This window comes from Fodinicola feengrottensis (assembly GCF_039530045.1).
Lineage (GTDB): Bacteria > Actinomycetota > Actinomycetes > Mycobacteriales > HKI-0501 > Fodinicola > Fodinicola feengrottensis.
Genome location: NZ_BAAANY010000009.1, coordinates 59,966 through 76,472, shown reverse-complemented (window position 1 = coordinate 76,472; position 16,507 = coordinate 59,966). Strand labels below are relative to the sequence as shown.

Annotated in this window: 17 protein-coding genes; 8 read left to right on the top strand and 9 right to left on the bottom strand. The window is 68.9% G+C overall.

Going from position 1 to position 16,507, the window contains the following annotated elements:
- Positions 1-56 precede the first annotated feature (56 nt).
- The 3 genes from ybiA to ABD301_RS12900 all read right to left on the bottom strand — a co-directional run bounded on the left by ybiA (position 57) and on the right by ABD301_RS12900 (position 1,773).
- Positions 57-614 (bottom strand): riboflavin biosynthesis intermediates N-glycosidase, encoded by a 558-nt coding sequence (gene ybiA / locus ABD301_RS12910; protein WP_344310183.1) that lies wholly within the window; start codon positions 612-614, stop codon positions 57-59.
- Between the two features lie 116 nt (positions 615-730).
- On the bottom strand, positions 731-931 hold the full coding sequence (locus tag ABD301_RS12905) for a hypothetical protein (protein WP_344310181.1): 201 nt from the start codon (positions 929-931) through the stop codon (positions 731-733).
- Positions 928-1,773, bottom strand: a complete 846-nt coding sequence (locus ABD301_RS12900; protein WP_344310179.1) for a DUF2470 domain-containing protein — start codon at positions 1,771-1,773, stop codon at positions 928-930. The genes ABD301_RS12905 and ABD301_RS12900 overlap by 4 nt, the downstream gene beginning before the upstream one ends.
- Before the next feature lie 52 nt (positions 1,774-1,825).
- On the opposite strand from ABD301_RS12900, the gene rpsD reads away from it, so the two are divergent.
- Positions 1,826-2,434 (top strand): 30S ribosomal protein S4, encoded by a 609-nt coding sequence (gene rpsD, locus ABD301_RS12895; protein WP_344310177.1) that lies wholly within the window; start codon positions 1,826-1,828, stop codon positions 2,432-2,434.
- Between the two features lie 187 nt (positions 2,435-2,621).
- On the opposite strand, the gene ABD301_RS12890 is transcribed toward rpsD, so the two are convergent.
- Entirely contained in the window at positions 2,622-3,080 is a 459-nt protein-coding gene (locus tag ABD301_RS12890) for a MarR family winged helix-turn-helix transcriptional regulator (RefSeq protein ID WP_344310175.1), read from the bottom strand.
- A gap of 55 nt (positions 3,081-3,135) precedes the next feature.
- Between ABD301_RS12890 and ABD301_RS12885 the strand changes: the two genes are divergently transcribed.
- From ABD301_RS12885 to ABD301_RS12870, 4 genes are all read left to right on the top strand, one after another.
- Entirely contained in the window at positions 3,136-3,732 is a 597-nt protein-coding gene (locus ABD301_RS12885; protein ID WP_344310173.1) for an NADPH-dependent FMN reductase, read from the top strand.
- A 330-nt stretch (positions 3,733-4,062) separates the two neighbouring features.
- On the top strand, positions 4,063-4,350 hold the full coding sequence (locus tag ABD301_RS12880) for a hypothetical protein (RefSeq protein WP_344310171.1): 288 nt from the start codon (positions 4,063-4,065) through the stop codon (positions 4,348-4,350).
- Positions 4,351-4,442: 92 nt separating this feature from the next.
- The gene (locus ABD301_RS12875; protein ID WP_344310169.1) at positions 4,443-4,778 is read left to right on the top strand and encodes a hypothetical protein; all 336 of its coding nucleotides are present in this window, start codon (positions 4,443-4,445) and stop codon (positions 4,776-4,778) included.
- A gap of 215 nt (positions 4,779-4,993) precedes the next feature.
- Positions 4,994-7,867: an ATP-binding protein gene (locus tag ABD301_RS12870; protein WP_344310167.1), complete on the top strand. Its 2,874-nt coding sequence runs from the start codon at positions 4,994-4,996 to the stop codon at positions 7,865-7,867.
- Positions 7,868-7,876: 9 nt separating this feature from the next.
- Here the strand turns inward: ABD301_RS12870 and ABD301_RS12865 are convergent, their stop codons facing one another.
- Positions 7,877-8,614 (bottom strand): M50 family metallopeptidase, encoded by a 738-nt coding sequence (locus tag ABD301_RS12865; RefSeq protein ID WP_344310165.1) that lies wholly within the window; start codon positions 8,612-8,614, stop codon positions 7,877-7,879.
- An 89-nt stretch (positions 8,615-8,703) separates the two neighbouring features.
- Entirely contained in the window at positions 8,704-9,339 is a 636-nt protein-coding gene (locus ABD301_RS12860) for a TetR/AcrR family transcriptional regulator (RefSeq protein WP_344310163.1), read from the bottom strand.
- Positions 9,340-9,431: 92 nt separating this feature from the next.
- On the opposite strand from ABD301_RS12860, the gene ABD301_RS12855 reads away from it, so the two are divergent.
- Positions 9,432-10,949, top strand: coding sequence for an FAD-dependent oxidoreductase (locus ABD301_RS12855; protein WP_344310161.1), 1,518 nt, complete (start codon positions 9,432-9,434; stop codon positions 10,947-10,949).
- On the top strand, positions 10,946-11,578 hold the full coding sequence (locus ABD301_RS12850) for a DUF6058 family natural product biosynthesis protein (protein ID WP_344310159.1): 633 nt from the start codon (positions 10,946-10,948) through the stop codon (positions 11,576-11,578). Before ABD301_RS12855 ends, ABD301_RS12850 begins: the two co-directional genes overlap by 4 nt.
- A gap of 17 nt (positions 11,579-11,595) precedes the next feature.
- On the opposite strand, the gene ABD301_RS12845 is transcribed toward ABD301_RS12850, so the two are convergent.
- A complete protein-coding gene (locus ABD301_RS12845; protein ID WP_344310157.1) occupies positions 11,596-14,337 on the bottom strand; it encodes a helix-turn-helix transcriptional regulator in 2,742 nt (913 codons plus the stop codon).
- Positions 14,307-14,504 carry a hypothetical protein gene (locus ABD301_RS12840; protein ID WP_344310155.1) on the bottom strand — a complete coding sequence of 66 codons (198 nt, stop codon included), beginning with the start codon at positions 14,502-14,504 and terminating at the stop codon, positions 14,307-14,309. The genes ABD301_RS12845 and ABD301_RS12840 overlap by 31 nt, the downstream gene beginning before the upstream one ends.
- 226 nt (positions 14,505-14,730) lie before the next feature.
- Between ABD301_RS12840 and ABD301_RS12835 the strand changes: the two genes are divergently transcribed.
- Positions 14,731-15,399 carry a nucleoside/nucleotide kinase family protein gene (locus ABD301_RS12835; RefSeq protein WP_344310153.1) on the top strand — a complete coding sequence of 223 codons (669 nt, stop codon included), beginning with the start codon at positions 14,731-14,733 and terminating at the stop codon, positions 15,397-15,399.
- A 3-nt stretch (positions 15,400-15,402) separates the two neighbouring features.
- On the opposite strand, the gene ABD301_RS12830 is transcribed toward ABD301_RS12835, so the two are convergent.
- Positions 15,403-16,386, bottom strand: coding sequence for a GlxA family transcriptional regulator (locus ABD301_RS12830; RefSeq protein WP_344310151.1), 984 nt, complete (start codon positions 16,384-16,386; stop codon positions 15,403-15,405).
- Between the last annotated feature and the right edge of the window lie 121 nt (positions 16,387-16,507).

The following is a 16,507-nucleotide window of genomic DNA, read 5'->3' as shown; positions in this document are numbered from 1 at the left end:
GGGGGAAAGAAAAACAGACACCTACGACAATTTCGCGCCGCTACGGCGTGTCGCGGCTAAGCCAGCTGGGTGCGTACGTCTATCAGGGCGAAGCCGAGCAGGTTGAGTCCGCGCCAGGTCGACGGGCGTTGGGCGCGCTCGTCCTGCGCGGTGAGGCCGATGCCCCAGACCCGGTCCACCGGGCTGGCTTCGACGATGAGGCGTTTCTCGGTGCTGAGCAGGAAACCACTCAGGTCCGGGTGCTGGCCGAACTTCGCCGCGTTCGCGCGGACGACGATGTCGAAGCGGTGCTTGTTCCAGGTGTCCTCGTCGAAGCCTCGGACCTCGCGGCCGAGTTTTTTGGCGTCGTTGGGATGCGAGGCGGCCAGGATCCGGTCAGCTGCCGCCGAGTCGTCGAAGAGCATGGCCTTGCTGGCCATCATGAAGTGCTCCGCTGACCGGTATGTGACGCCGTCCACCGTGAAATCCGCTTCCCACCACTGGCTCAGGCAGCTCGCCGTGACCCGGCCGTCGGGAGCCGGCTGGTGGCCCCAGAAGAACAGGAACTTCAGCGCCTGTCCCGCGGCCTCGGCCCGGCAGGCCTCCGCGACGGTACGCGGCAACATGTCAACCATGACCTGACTGTGCCAAATCCACCGCCGCTCCACGCACCGACGTCCCTGTGACTCTCTGTACGCGCAGCACGGCCCTCATATGTGCGTCCAACGTATATATACGGACAAAAAGGCGGCTACTGAGAGAGGCGAAGGTCGAGGTAACACTGCTCAGCGGCATGCAGCTCCTGGCAGGCCTCGCCGATGGCAGCGCACGGCAGGTCGGCGGGATCCGCTTCCAGCAAGGCGGCAAGGCGTACGTGCGCGCGGTGCACCCGCTCGGCCGCCGCGTCGAGCGACGCCGAATCGACGAGCGACGCAAGAGACATGGCGGTCATCGGCTCCGCCGGCGGTGCTGGTGGACGGTGCCGACCACTTCGGTGTCGCCGCAGGGGCAGCCCAGCAGCAGGCAGAGCTGCCGGGCCAGCCCGTCCGGGTCGGCGACCGCGGCGTCGAAGCTGGCGCGCAGCCGCTGGTGGGCGGCGCCGACTCCACACAGCAGGTCCATCCCGTAGCGGTCGAGCCCGGCCACCGACACCTCGTGCAGGTCGCGGGCGGCCGGCGAAGGCAGCTGTTGCAGCGCGTACGCGATCAGCCGGTCCCGGTGGTACGTCTCCAGGTGCTCGACGATCTCGTCCTCGCCCTCATACAGCGGGTCCGGTACGGCCGAGGCGAAGTCGGCCGCGCTGACCAGTGCCGTACCAGCGGCGGTGGTGATCCTGATCTCAGCCACGTCGAAGCGGTAGAGGCTCCAACCACGGCCAATGTCCAGCAGCGCACCGACCGGCCGAGCCGCCGCCGCGTCGTCGGCGGCCGCGCGTTGATCCTGGCGGGCAAGGGGCTCGGCCCAGCCCACCACGCACAGCCGGGCCCGCGGCAGGCACAGTTGGCCAGGCGGGACGTCGAGCACGTCCAGCACCCCTGGAACGTCCGCGAGGGCCTGAACCCGGAGCTGATTCTCCAGTTGGGAGTGCAAGGCCGTACCATCTTCTACCAGGAGGAGCATCTGGCCATCGAGATCGGTCAGATGTTGGACCCGGAACGTCGTGGTGTGGCGCCGCCCAGCGGTCTCACCGCTTGTGCCGTTGTCAACGCGTGGGAGGAACAGCACTCCGTTGACGACACCAGCAGCCAGTGTTCTGGCGCGCTCTGCCGCGCTTGGACCTGTCACGGCTTCCATCCGCCCTCCTAAACGCTTAGGTTAGGCAAACCTAATTGATGAGGAGGAAGTTGTGAACCGGTCTCGCCCCAAGGCGCGACTCAGCCGAGCCCTCGGGATCCCGCTGACGCCCAAATGCGTGCGGTATTTCGAAGCTCGTCCGTACCCGCCGGGTGTGCACGGGCGCGCCCGTCGCAACCCGTCCGACTACGGTCTGCGTCTTCGTGAGAAGCAGCGGCTGCGGGCGCAGTACAACATCCAGGAAGCCCAGCTGGAGCGTGCCTTCCAGGAGGCTCGCCGGCGGCCAGGTAAGACCGGTGAGAACCTGGTCGTACGCCTGGAGCGTCGACTGGACGCCGTGGTGTTGCGGTCGGGCCTCGCCCGGACCATCTACCAGGCCCGGCAGATGGTCGTGCACCGCCACATCACCGTGAACGGCCGGCGGATCGACCGCCCGTCGTACCAGGTGGAGCTGGGTGACATCATCGGCGTGGTGGAGCGGAGCCGTACCAAGCCTCCGTTCGTGGCCGCGTCCGAGGGCACCTGGGCCGCCGCGGTGACTCCGGGCTACCTGTCCGCTGACCTGAAGAACCTGAAGGTCCAGCTGGTCGCGGAGCCCAAGCGTGAGCAGATCCCGGTGATCTGCGACGAGCAGTTGGTCGTTGAGTTCTACGCTCGCTGATTCCGATCGGCTGGCAGGGGTGGGTCACCTTCTCTGACCCCGGATTTCCTCGCCATTAGCGTTTTGCCAACAAGCGTTGATGACTCCGGAGGTGCGCGGCTGCCCTCCGGAGTCGTCGCTTGTACGGGCCAACCCGACGGCCCTCGCAAGTCGGGAAAATCACACCTTTGCGTCCCGAATATTGGGACTACTTCGCCGCTGACAGGTGGTCAACGACCGTCTCGGTGAGCTCGGCCAGCACCTTCAGCTGCTCGGCCGTCAACAGGTCGATGAAGTGCTCCCGTACGGACGACACATGCGCCGGTGCGGCCGCCTCGATGGTCGCCAGGCCCGCAGCGGTGAGCACCACCTCCGCGCCCCGCCCGTCGGCGGCCACCTCTTCGCGGTCCACCAGGCCGCGTCGCTGCATGCGTGAGACCTGGTGCGACAGCCGGCTGGTGGACCAGTGCATCAAGGTCGCCAGCTCGGTCAGCCGGAGCCGCTGGCCGGGGGTCTCGGAGAGACCGGTCAGCACGTCGTAGTCGCCGTCGGACAGCCCGTCCTGGATCAGGTCGCGGGTGATCTGGAGATCCAGCAGTGCCCGCATCCGGCGGTAGCCGCGCCAGGCTCGCTGTTCCGGCCCGGTCAGCCACCGCGTTTCGCTCATGCCCGCAGCCTAGCCATGTTGTTGACATGTCACAAACACGTGCTAGATTGATGACATGTCAACAAGCGAAAAGAAGTTTCGGCTGCATGTCGTTGTCGCCAGCACTCGCCCGGGCCGGGTTGGCCCGCAGGTCGCGAACTGGTTTGTGGATAGGGCCGTCGCCGACGGCGAGTTCGAGGTCCGGCTGGTGGACTTGGCCGAGGTGGGCCTGCCGCTGCTGGACGAGCCCGAATTCGCGGCGACCGGGATTTACGTGCACGAGCACACCAGGCGCTGGAGTGAGATCGTCAGCGAGGCGGACGCGATCGTTTTCGTGATGCCCGAATACAACGGCGGTTTCACCGCGCCGCTGAAGAACGCGCTCGACTACCTGCTGTACGAATGGAAGGACAAGCCGGTCGGGCTGGTCAGCTACGGCATGAGCTCGGGTGGCATGCGGGCCGCCCACATGATCAAGCCGGTGCTGCTGGGACTCGGAATGGTGCCGGTCGGCGGCGTGATCCTGCACCTGCGGCAGGTGCTGAACGCCGAAGGTGAGCTGGTTACATCGGCGGCTTTGGATGCCTCCGCCGACGACATGCTCGGCGAGCTGGCCCGAGTGACACCGGCCTTCGCGGCGCTACGCGAAGTCAGATCGCCGGTGGCCGGGTGACGGCGTGGTTCACCCGGCAACACCGGCGACGCCCGATTGTCCAGATCGCGGGCATTCGTACGATATAGCCGCCCAGTCCGTTGAGGGAAGGCGCCCCCACGGAATGGGCGGCACGCATAACCAGATGCGGCTACCTTGGTCAGCGGGCTAGAGTGGTGATCTGCGCCACGGTCGGTGACACTGCACCGGCGTGGCCGAGGTCCCCACCCGGACCCCTCGTTTCCGGCACGTCGGGACATCCATCCGTCCTTGCTGCCGTCCCGTCCGGCGCGCCACTCGGCGTCCGCTGTCCGGGCCCACCGTTTCACCGTTCCGCAGGAGAGCGCCACCATGACCGCGTATGTGCAGGATGATCTGGCTTCCATCAACGCCGACGAACTGCTCGCCGAGGCGACTCAGTTCACGCTTCGCGCGTTGCCCGCCGACCACCCGGCATCGGATTTCCACGCGGTAGTCGTGTCTGCTCGCGGGCACGGGCTCTGGGCGGTCTACTCGCGCGGCAGCGTGATCACTCGGGACGGGCGCTGGATGTTCGACCGGCAGACCGCGGTGCGGATCGGCCGCGAGCTGCTGCCGGAGATCCGTGCCTCGTACGACCGATCGCACCCGGCCCTCTAAAGCAGCCGCATCCGGCCGTCAGCCTTGACCTGGTAGCTCCACTCGGTCAGCATTTACTCACGTTGTAAATCGATTTCGAGCGGAGCCTTGCCATGGGATTCGTACGCTCAACCACCACTCGGGTGGCTGCTGTCGGGGCCGTCTTGTTGTGCGCGGTGGCGATCGCCGCGCCAGCCTCGGCGGCCACCGGGACGCTGACCATCAAGAAGGACGGCGCTGTCGTCTGGTCGAAGACGAACCCGGCGCCGCTCTGCTATCAGCTGGGCAAGGACTTCCCGCAGAACACCGACGTCACCAATGCCCTCGACGCGACTGTTTTCCTCTACGACAACACCAACTGCAACGGAGACCCGGACACCACCCTGCAGCCCGGCAACACGCTGAACTTCTCGATTCACAGCCTGCAGGTCCTGACCGGGGTGGCCTGACCTGCGGCCGGTTGCGATTTGTGCCCCTTAGGGTAGTCACTTGAACCTCAAGGGGCGGGATTATTGACGTAATCCGGGCTTCTGTGCTGCCTGAAAGGGTCCGCGGAAGCCGTTCTCTTGCCGCCCCAGGCGCCCGGGAGCAGCGCATATCGGGGCAGGTGTGATGCGGTTCCGCAAGGTGTCAGCCGGTCGCGACCGGCTGGCAGGATAGCTGCGTGGATGCCGAAGCCGTTGCTGACCGCCGCTGGGACGATCACGGTCCCTGGGGCCGTGAGCGCGAGCTGGAAACGGTGGCCGGCCTCTTTGACACCGGTCAACTGCGTGCGGTGCTGTTGGAGGGCGAGGCCGGGATAGGCAAGTCCTCGGTCTGGTTGGCAGGGCTGGCCGAGGCCTACCGCTGCGGCTACACGGTCCTGTCCGCGACCGGCAGCGAGGCCGAGACCGCGCTGTCGTACGCGGGACTCACCGACCTGTTCGAGAAGGTCGCCGACGAGCTGCTCCCGGAGCTGCCGTCGGTGCAGCGGGAACCGCTGGAGGTGGCGTTGCTGCGCCGCGCCCCGGGTGCCGTGCCGACCGGCCAGCGGGAGGTCTCGGTCGCGGTGCTGGGCGCGTTGCGGCTGCTCAGCGCACATGGGCCGGTGCTGGTCGCGGTGGATGACCTGCAGTGGATCGACCGGGTCAGCGTCGAGGCGCTGGCCTTCGCGCTGCGCCGGCCGGGCACCGAGAAGGTCCGGTTGCTGGCCGCCGCCCGGCTGCCCGGTGGGGCGACCGCCTGGTCGCCGACCGCGACCGAGGCCGAGGTGGCCGGCGACCAGGACCGGACCGGCCTGGTCTTCTCGTCGCTGCCCGCGGACGTACGCGAAGTCATCCGGCTGCGGCCGTTGGCCACGCCGGTCATCGACCGGCTGCTGACCGCGCGGCTGGGTCATCAGCTACCCAGGAGCGTGCTCGCCGCGCTGGTGGACCGCACCGCGGGCAACCCGTTCTGGTCGCTGGAAGTGGCCGCCGCGCTGGCCCGCGACGGTGTGGGGGAGCGTGCTGGTGACGGCGACCTGCCGGTGCCCGAGTCGCTGACCGCGCTGGTGGCAGGCCGGCTGGCGGCACTCAGCGGGCCGGTCCGAGACGCCCTACTGGTGGTGTCGGCGCTGTCCCATCCCACTACCGACCTGGCCTGCCGGGCGATGGATGTGAAGCCGGGTGGCGCCGACGGCGCTGGTACGGCCATCGACGAGGCGATCGCGGCCGGCGTGATAGCCGAGTCGGAGGGGCGGCTGCGGCCGGCGCACCCGCTGCTCGGCTCGGCCGCGTTGGGCTCGTTACTGCCGGGCGCGCGGGTGGCGCTGCACCGGCGCCTCGCCGGGGTGGTCGACGATCCGGAACAGCATGCGCGACATCTGGTTCTGGCCGCCAACAACAGCGCCCCGGAACTGCTCACCGCACTGGACGCGGGCGTACGCGCGGCGAAGCTGAGGGGAGCGACCTCAGCGGCTGCCGAACTGTCCGAGCTGGCCGTACGGCACACCCCACAGCGGCAGACCGAGGCCTTGGAACAGCGTCGGCTGGAGGCCGCCGAACTGCTGTTCTCCATCGGCCACACCCAGCGGGCACACGATCATCTGGTCGCCGTCTACGCCGCGCGTCCAGCCTCACTGGTACGCCGCCGGATGCTGCCGTTGCTGGTTGAGACGACCTATTGGGTGCATGGGCCGCGCGCTGCCGCCGAGCTGGTCCGAGAGACGATCGACGACGCTGACCAGGACCCGTATCTGCTGGCCACCGCATACGCGGTGGGCGCGGACGTGGGCGACGGGCGCGGCACCGACCGGGTCACGTTGGCCGAGCGGGCGCTGGCGATGTTCGACGAGCTCGGCGGACAGCCGGATCCCCGAGTGCTGGCGATCGCGCTCACGTACCTGTCGTTGGCCCGGCTGGACGCGGCTGACGGCATCTCGGCCGATCTACTGGACCGTGCCGAAGCGGCTGAGCGGCAGCTGCCCTGGGTGCCGATCACCCAGCGGGCGAGTTACGCGCGGAAGATCTGGCTGAAGGTCGTCGACGAGGTCGAAGCATGCTCCCGGGCGATGCGTGAGGCGGTCACCCAGGCTCAGCTGGAAGGGGACGAGTTCACCCTGGCGGTGACGTACGGGCATCTCGCGCTGTCCGAGTGTTGGGCCGGCCGTTATCAGCAGGCGATCGAGGCGGCCGAGCGTGGGTTGGAGCATGTCGACGTCAGTTCGGGCCGGCCCACAGTGCTTTATGGCGTGCGTGGGCTGCTCTACGTCCTCACCGGTGACATCGCGAGCGCGCGGGCGTTGGTGGCCAAGGAGCTGGCCGACGAGAAGAGTGACGGCGTCGTCGACGTCAAGGCGATCGTCCACCGCCAGGTCCTTGGCCTCGCCGCGCTGGTCGACGGCGAACCCGAGGAGGCTGTCGACGTTCTCGGCGTCGCACTGCGAATGGCCCGCTCCGAGGGCATCCACGAGCCGGGCCGGCGGCACCGGCTGGAAGGCGATCTCGGGCAGGCGCTGGTCGCCACCGGCCGACTGGCTGAGGCCGCCGAGCTGGCCGCCGAACAACGGGCCCTCGGCGAGCGCGGCGGCCGGCCGACGGTGCTGGGCGTTGGGCTTCGCATCGAGGGTCTGGTGCGCGCAGCGGAGGGCGACTTGGACGCCGCGCAGGAGCTTCTTGAGCAGGCCGTACGCGCGCACGAGGAGTCGCAACTGCCGCTGGAACGCGGTCGGAGTTTGCTCGCGCTCGGCCAGGTGCAGCGCCGCCGGCGGACCAAACAGCAGGCCCGGAAGTCGCTCCAGGCCGCGCTGGACTGTTTCACCGAGCTGGGTGCCGTGCCGTTCGTGGCCCTCGCGGCCGCCGAGCTGGACCGCATCGAACCGGCTCGCGGCAACACCGGTCTGACCCGCGCCGAACAACGCATTGTGGACTTGGTCGCGACCGGTCACTCGAACAGAGAGATCGCCGCCGAGCTCTTCGTCAGCGTCCGTACGGTCGAGACGCACCTCGGCTCGGTCTACCGGAAGCTGTCGATCCGGTCCCGCACCGAGCTGGTCCGCCGGTTTTCCGGCGGAGGCTGAAACAGCAGGTCAGGGTGTCGCGCTGACCAGCAGGGCGCCGACGCTGAGCACGATCGCGGCGGCCATCGCGGTGGCCATGATGGTCAGCCAGATCCCGACGGACAGCCCGGTGAGCCGGGCCAGCTGGTCCACGTCGGACTGAACACGCAGGTCGCGCAGGTGTGGTGACTGGATGAACTGGTTTCGGCGCTGCCGGTGCAGCTCGACCAGCGTCCGCGGGCCGGCGAAGAGCAGGAAGCAGCTGAGGCCGCCGCCGATCGCGGCATGCAGGGCTGGTGGTGTCAGCAGCGACACGGCAAGCAGGGCGACGGCGGTCAGCACCAGCGACAATGCGCCATATGCGTTACGTACGAGGACAAGCATTGTCAGCAGGATCGCGGCGCCGATCCACATCACCCGGGTCGCCTGGCCGAGGCTGACCAGGCCGGCCACCACTGTGCCCACCAGCGGCGCCGCCAGGTAGCCGGCGGCCGCGGTGGCCACCATCCCCGGCCCTTCCGGCTGGCCGGCGGACAAGGTCAGGCCGGAGGTGTCCGAGTGCAGCCGGATGCCGCTGAGCTGCCGGCCGGTCAGTAGCGCGACCAGTGCGTGGCCGCCTTCGTGGGCGATCGTCACCACGTTCCGGGCGACCCGCCAGACCCGGTCCCAGAGGACGCAGACAGCGGCGGCGGCGGCCACCGCGATCAGCAGCCACTCCGGCTGTCGCCACGAGGACGTCAGGTCGGCGGCAGCGGCGTACTCATGCATCGGCACCGAGATTAGTCCGTCAGGGATACGTACGACGGCAGGTGCGGCCGGTGGCTCCAGCCGGCACGCGAGGTAGCGCGAGGGCGAGATCAGTCGGAGCCGTTGAGGGCCCTGAAAAGGAAGGCGGTCAGCGTCTCGATGACTTCGTCGTCCGAGACCGCGCGGCCGGTCGGTTTTCCGTCGCTCATCTGCCATCGCAGGCTGAAGGCGTCCAGCAGTGAGCTCATCGCGGCCAGGGTCAGGTCGGTCGAGCCGGGGAGCTGTCGGCCAGCGCGGGTGATGAACTCCAGGTGACTGGACATGTGGTTCTGGTCGTCGGTCATCAGCTCCTGGAGCTGCGCGCCGAACTCGGCGTTGACCAGCGAAGCCTGCCGCAACGCGGTCAAGACGACCATGTTCGTCCGGAAGAACTGCCAGAAAGCGGCCACATGCCAGCGCACCGCGGCCCGGTCGGTGAAATCCGAGCTGTGTCTTGAGCCGGGTTCGAAAACGGCCTCGTCGCCGGCCTCCAGCATGTCCTTCAACAAGGCTTTGAGCAGCTCTTCCTTGCCGTTGAAGTGGTTGTAGAACGAGCCGGCGGCGCGGCCGGCCTCGGCGGTGATGTCGGTGATCTTGGTGTTCAGGTAGCCCTGCCGGGCGAACACCCGGCAGGCGGCTGCCTTCAGTGCGGTCTCGGTCTCGGCCGCCTTCGCCTTGCGGCCGCCGGTCGCCAGCTGTTCGGACATTTTCGCGGGTCGCCCTCCTTGACAGCACGCTAGCAGTCGAGGCATTCTGAATTCAGATTCACTGAATCATAATTCATTCGAAAGGGGTTGTCATGAACGCAGAGGTGCTGATCGCCGGAGCGGGGCCGACCGGGCTGACCGCCGCCATCGAGCTGGCCCGCCGGGGCGTGGCCGTACGGATCGTCGACCGGGCCGACCAGTTCTCGGTCGGCTCCCGCGGCGACGGGATGCAGCCGCGTACGCAGGAGGTTCTCGAAGACCTCGGGGTCCTGGACCAGATCCGCCAGTCCGGGATCGGGGCGCCGCTGATGCGGATGTACGCCGGCGACGAGGTCACCTGGGAGGGCCGGATGGCCGAGCCGGTCGACCCGCGGCCGGACGTGCCGTATCCGAACGCCTGGTTCGTGCCGCAGTGGCGGACCGAGCAGATCCTCCGCGAGCGGCTGGCGGACCTGGGCGTGCGGGTCGAGCTCAGCACCGCCCTGGTCGGCTTCGAGCAGGACGCCACCACCGGGGTGACCGCGACGCTGGAGCGGGACGGCGGGGCCGAGGTCGTACGGGTCAGTTACCTGGTCGGCGCCGATGGCGGGCGCAGCGTCGTCCGCAAGACACTCGGCATCTCCTTTGTCGGGGAAACCGACGAGCAGGTCCGGATGCTGCTCGCGGACGTACGCACCGATGGCCTGAACCACGACCTCGGGCACGGCTGGATGCTGGACGACGGCCGCGCCTTCTTTGGGTTCACCCCGCTCGCGAGCGGCCCGGACCACTACGTGATCGCGACCCAGGGTGTTGCCGGCGAGGAGCCCGACCTCAGCCTGGACTATCTGCAGCGCACGCTGGAGAAGGCTTCCGGCCGTACCGATATCCGGCTGCACGACCTGACCTGGATCACGCTGTGGCGGCCGAACATCCGGATGGCCGAGCGGTTCCGGGACGGCCGGGTCTTCCTGGCCGGCGACGCGGCGCACGTCCACCCGCCGACCGGTGGGCAAGGCTTGAACACCGGGATCCAGGACGGCTACAACCTGGGCTGGAAGCTCGCCGCGGTGCTCGGCGGCGCGCCCGCGGAGCTGCTGGACAGCTATGAGGCTGAGCGGGTGCCGGTCGCGGAGCAGGTCCTCGGGGTCTCCACGACACTGCTGAAGAAGCACCTGGACGGCGACGCCGATGCCAACCAGCGCGGCGAGGAGACTCAGCAGCTGGGGCTCAGCTATCGGCAAGGCCCACTCGCGGTCGACGACCGGTCCAACGCGACCGGTTTGGTGGCCGGCGATCGGGCGCCGGATGCGCCTTGCCTGGACGCCGATGGGCGACCGGTACGGCTTTTCGAACTCTTCGTCGGCCCGCATTGGACCCTGCTGCGCTTCGGCTCGGCCGCCCCAGACAACTCGGCGGTGGAATCGTACGAGATCGGCTCCGGAATTTTCGATGCCTACGGTCACGCAGCGCGCGCGTACGACGTGCCCGCCGGCACCTCGGTGCTCGTACGGCCCGACGGCTATGTCGGTTTGGTGACCTCGTCCGCGGCTACCCTGGAGGCTTATCTTGGCCGGGTGATCGCAATGGAGCCAGAACTGTCAGACCCGGGTCGTACTGTCTCTGCATGAGCGTCAGCACTGAGCCGAGCCCGACCGCCCGCTTCCACCACGACCTGCGTGCCGCGGTCGCCCGGCGCTTCCGGGAGATCAACGGAGACCATCCGATGACCCCCGCCGACGACCGGTATGTCGACTTTGAATACGCGTCGCTGGAGGAGCTGGCGGCCGGTCACGGGCTCGACCCGGACGCGGTCCGGGCGGACATGCTGTCCTACCGGCTGCCGTTGCCCAGCTACCTGCGCTCGGACGGCACCGAGATGTTCCACCGGGACCTGTTCGGCCTCGCCGACCAGCTCGGCCTGGACAACCTGCGCAGCTGGTTCGTCCGCCAGTTCGCCGATCCGGTGACTGGCCGCGAGGAGTGGCAGGCGTATTTGAGCGGGCAGTATGTGTGCCTGCATTCGGTCACCCCGTGGACCATCCAGCGCAAGGGCGAGCTGGTGGGAGCGATCCAGGACGCGGTGGCCGACCCCCAGCCACGCTCCACCGCCTGGCTGGACCAACTGCATGACTGGGTGGACCAGCTCGACGTTCTCGCACCCGCGTACACCGGCTATGACGTGCTCCGCTTCGGCGGCCCCACCGGCCGCCAAACCAACATCGACGCCATCCGCGCGAAGTTCCCCCGCCGCCGCTGAACGTCGTGGATGTCCGGTCAGTCCTTGCCGAGGGCGCTGACGACCTCGGTACGGGACGACAGGCCCAGTTTGTGCAGGATGTTCGATACGTGGACGGCTGCGGTTTTCGGTGAGATGTAGAGCTTGCGGGCCAGTTCGCTGTTGGTGAGGCCGGCCGCGATCAGGAGCGCCACCTCCCGCTCGCGAGGGGTGAGGGCGTCCGCGCCGGTGACCGCGCGTTCGCCGGAGCGGGGTGCCAGGCCCAGTTGCGTACGCACCTGTTCGAGCTGATCGACTCGCCAGCCGCGCCACTGTTCGAGCAGCTCGGCGGCAGCCTCCACGTGCGGGGCGGCTTCGGCGTTTCGGCCGAGGGCGTGCAGGCAGCGGGCCGCGCCGGTGTGGGCGGTGGCCAGGACGGCGTTGGGCAGGATGACGGCTTTGGTGACGGATCTGTACGCCGTAAGGACATCCGCGGTCACGCCGGCGGCTTCGGCTGCCTGCGCTTCCACCAAGGTGCGCCAGTCGTCCCAGACGTCCGGCGTCAACGACTCGGCGACCAACTCTCGTACGCGCGGCAGCGGCAGCCCGCCGAACAGTGCGGCCGACACCAGGTCGTGGGCCTGTGACCCGGACCGCCAGGGCTGTTCTTCGAGGTCGTCGAGCACCACGGTGAGCAGCCGGTCGGCGTCCGCCAGCCGATTCTGTCGGCAGGCCAGGTGGAAAGTCAGTCCAGGCAAGGCGACCGGCATCCGGACCCGCAGCGCCTCGACTTCCTCGATGAGATCGCTGGCCCGCTGCAGGTCGCCGGCTTCCAGGCTGAGGCCGGCGAGGAAAACCAGGTGAAAGTCCGACCGTCGGCCGCGCCGGCGATAGACGCGGTTGCGGGCCCGGCCTTCCAGCAGCGCGTCGATGGCCGCGTCGAGGTCGCCGTCTTTGAGAGCGAGCCGGGCGAGGCCTTGGTAGTACGAGGCGACCGCGAGCCATTCGTAGCCGGCGCGTTCGGCGTCGATCCGCATCCGTTCCAGCAGCTCGGCCTGTTCGGTGACGGACGCGAGCGGGATCTGCACCAGCATGTTCAGGGCCCGGGCCGCGAGCACCCATTCGCCGAGTTTCTCCACCTCGTCGAGCAGCCCAGCCAACAGCTGGCGACCGTCCTGCGCGGTGACCGGCCGGTCACCGAGCGCCGATCCCTTCTCCACCTGGGCGGTGAGCTGGACTCGGCGAAGGTCGAGCTGCTCGGCCAGTACAAGCGCCCGGTCGGCCCACTCGATGGCCGCATCGGGCAGGTCCCGGAGGGTCAGGGACTGCGACAACACCGTCATCGCCTGCGCGCGGTCGGGTCCGGGCAGCTCGTCGAGCAGGGCTTCGATGTCGTCGGTGAAGCGTTCCATGTCGGCGAGGTCGTCGGACTCCCACGACAGCCGCATGAGTAGGTAGAGCGCCTCTGCCCGTTCCTCCGCCCGGTCCGCGCTGTCCCGCCATCGGCAGGCGTACGCGGTGGCGTCGTCGCCGAGGCCGGCCAGCCAGGCCGCCCGGGCCGCGGCGGCCAGCAGCTCAGTGTCGTCGCCGACCTCGTCCAGCGCCATCTCGGCGAGCTGGAGGGCCTGGTACGCCGAGCCGATCGCGAGGTAGACAGCGGTGCCCTTCCGGGCCGCCGCGATCATGTCGTCGTACCGGCCGGCGGCCTCCGCGTGGTGCGCGACCAGCGCCGGGTCGGCCGCGTCGGTGGCGCCGCCGACCGTGCCGGCGAGCAGCGCGTCCAGGGCGGCCTCGTGCAGCCGCCGGCGCTGCCGGCCGAGCATCTGGCCGGTCAGGGCCTCCCGTACGAGTGCGTGCCGAAAGGTGAACTCGTCCTCGGTTGACTCGATCAGTAGACCGCGAGTGACCAGCTCGCGCAGCACCTCGATGAGCTGCTGCTCGCTGGCGCCGGTGACGGCCGCGAGCAGGTCGAACGGCACCCGGTGGCCGAGCACCGCGGCCGCCTCGACGATCCGCAGCCGGTCCGGGTCGAGGTCGTCCACCTGCTGGCGGAGCACCTCGGTGAGGCTCCACGGCAGCGGCGACTCGCAGAGCGTCTCAAGGTCGATGTCGGAGTGCGCGCGAAGCAACTCCTCAAGGAAGAACGGATTTCCGCCCGTACGGCGGTAAAGCGAAGCGACAACGCGGAAGGACACCGGTTTGCCGGTGACGGCGGCCAGCATCGCGCCGGTGTCCGCCTCGGTCAGCCGGCCCAGGCGCAGATGCGCCACCTCGTGCCGGCGCTCGAGGCGGGCCAGCAGTGCGGCCACCGGATGCCGGCTGGTGACCTCGTCCGGCCGGTACGTGCCAACCAGCAGCTGCGAGCCGGTCCGGTCCGCGAGCCGCTCGAACAGCGCCGCGCTTTCCGAGTCGGCCCAGTGCAGGTCGTCGAAGACGATCACCGCCGGCGCGTCGCCGACCAGTCGGTCGACCAGGTCGATGCCGGTGTGCAGCCGCTCGACCGGGCTCCGGGCCGGGTCGGTGAGGGCCTGCAGCTGCGGGTCGTCGTCGGCGAGGCTGACGGCGTCCAGCAGCAGCTCGTACGGTCTGGCCAGCGAATCCGGCTCGGCCCGGCCGACCAGCGCGACCGTGCCGGCCGGCACCTTGGCCAGGAACTCCTGGATCAGCCGGGTCTTGCCGATGCCCGGCTCGCCGGCGACCAGGGCCACTTCCGGGCGCGGAGACGACGCGAGCTGCGTCAGCTGACGCAGCTCGCGATCGCGCCCGATCATCATCGGACTGGCATTGCGCTTGGGCCGCACCCTCCCAGCGTATCGGCGGCACGCCCGCCGGTGGCCACCTTGGTGGTGGACCGCGCCTTGCGGGCCCGCCGGGCCGCGCTCAGCAGGTGCGACCGCTCAGCGTCCGCGACCAGTTCCCGCTGCCGCTCGATGGCCAGTGCGGAGATCATTCCCGAGTGCAGATACATGGTGTGCTCCTTGTTTCGCTTCCGTCCTTGTGACTCCAATTCTGGTGTGGACGGCGGCCTGGAGCATCGGGTGTCGATGTCTATCTTCGCAGCTCAGGGCATACCTAGACGGGTGCCTAGAGGGGGCGTACGCGACTAGGCATACCTACGCCCATCGGCGGATGAGAAGGTGGTTTCTCGCCTATCGCAAGGAGATCTCGTGACCGACCGCGGGTATGTCTGACGCATGAACCTCGTCTCGCTCGCCGACCGGGCCCGTGTTTTGGTCGGAGCCAACCCAAAACGGTCCGTGCTGGGCATCACCGGCGCGCCCGGTGCCGGCAAGTCCACGCTGGCGCAGGCGTTGGTCGCCGAGCTCCTCGGTGCCGCCGCCGGCTCGGCGTGGATCGGGTCGTGGGTCGCGTACGTGCCGATGGACGGCTTCCACCTGGCCGATATCGAGCTCGATCGGCTCGGCCGGCGGGACCGCAAAGGCGCTCCGGACACCTTCGACGCGGCCGGCTATGTCGCACTGTTGCGTCGATTGCGGGCCGACGACGAGGAAATCGTCTACGCACCGGGCTTCGAACGCGAGATCGAGCAGCCGATCGCCGGCAGTCTGCCGGTCACCCGGGATGCCCGGCTGGTCGTCACCGAAGGCAACTACCTGTTGGTCGACGAACCGGCCTGGGCGCCGGTCCGGGCCGAGCTCGACGAGGCCTGGTTCTGTGACCTGGCCGAACAAACCCGGCTGGACCGACTGGTCGCCCGGCACGAACAGTTCGGCAAGCCCCACAACGCGGCGATGGCTTGGGCGTACGGCACGGATCAACGCAATGCGGACCTGGTCGCCGGCACCCGAACTCGCGCCGACCTGATCGTGCCGGACGACGTCCTCAAGTCGATGCCCCAATAAGCGTCAGCTTCTGACGAGCCGGAAGGTGCTGCGGTAAGCGCTGGGAGAGACGCCGAGGGCGGTTTGCAGGTGTTGGCGGAGGGAGGCGGCGGTGCCGAAACCGGCGTCGGCGGCGATCCGGTCGACCGACAGGTCGGTCTCCTCCAGCAGGTGGCGGGCCCGTTCGACGCGCTGCTGGGTCAGCCACTGGACCGGCGAGATCCCGACCTCTTCCCGGAACCGGCGAGTGAAGGTTCGTACGCTCATCGACTCTTTTTTCGCCAGCTCAAGCAAAGTCAGCGGCCGGTGCAGGTGGTTGAGAGCCCAGCCGCGGGCGGTGCCGGTGGACGAGACCTGCGGTTCGGGCACTGGTCGGTGTACGTACTGCGCCTGACCGCCCTCGCGATGCGGAGGCACCACCGTGCCGCGGGCCACCGCGTTGGCGACCGCCGTGCCGTGGTCCGAGCGGATCATGTGCAGGCACAGGTCGATGCCCGAGGCCACGCCGGCCGACGTGAGGATGTCGCCGTCGTCGGTGTAGAGCACGTCCGGGTCGAGCTTTACCTGCGGGTAGAGCAGCTGGAACTGGTCAGCCGACCGCCAGTGGGTGGTCGCCGGCCGGCCGTCCAGCAGGCCGGCGGCGGCTAGCACGTACGCGCCCGTACAGATCGACGCGATCCTGGCGCCTGGTCGAATGGTCTTCAACGCGGTGGAAAGTTCTGGTGAGAGCGAGCCGCGCGGCTCGTAGTCGGCGGTCGCGGCCGGTACGACCACGGTCTCAGCCTCGGCCAGCGCCTCGGGGCCGTGCGTGACGGTAATGGTGAAATCCGCGTCCGTACACACCTGGCCAGGCGTCGGCGAGCAGGTCACCACCTCGTACAGCGGCTCGCCGGCGGCCGACCGGGCCTGCCCGAAGAGCCGGTGCACGATCCCTAGCTCGATGGGCAGCAGGCCATGTCGTACGAGCACCGCGACCCGGTGCCGGTCGGGAAACGAGAAGACAGCCATGGCTCGATCGTTGCACATATCTGAATTTCGGCCAGAGCCTTTACGGCTGACCGTCACCGATTCTGTCCGCATGGGAGCGGATGCGCCCCCGTCGGTCGCATCCGCTCGTGTCGATCCCATT